The sequence below is a fragment of the Pseudoalteromonas sp. GW168-MNA-CIBAN-0100 genome, assembly GCF_040309225.1.
Lineage (GTDB): Bacteria > Pseudomonadota > Gammaproteobacteria > Enterobacterales > Alteromonadaceae > Pseudoalteromonas > Pseudoalteromonas arctica.
Genome location: NZ_JBEOOL010000651.1, coordinates 1 through 265, shown reverse-complemented (window position 1 = coordinate 265; position 265 = coordinate 1). Strand labels below are relative to the sequence as shown.

Below are 265 nucleotides of genomic sequence, written 5' to 3'. Positions count from 1 at the left end.
GGTTTTAACCCCATGCTCACCAAAGTAATCACGCTGGGCTTGTACTAAATGCCCATTACTTGGAGTGGTTAATGTAGCAAAGTAAGTTTGCGATGAGCTAAGCACCGGAAACGCTAAGCCTGTCATCATTGCTTGGCCTGTTATTTTACGCAGTGCAAATACTTCTTTATCAAGGGTGTCAATAAATTCAACGCCTTGTGCAACACTATCTAAATAATCAGCACGAATAATACAACCCGCACGCCATGTTTGCAGTGTTTTAGAC

The 265-nt window shown here is 42.3% G+C and carries 1 pseudogene; it reads right to left on the bottom strand.

From position 1 onward, the window contains the following. A pseudogene (locus AAEY62_RS22855) lies at positions 1 to 265 on the bottom strand (NADP-dependent phosphogluconate dehydrogenase); the annotation flags it as partial.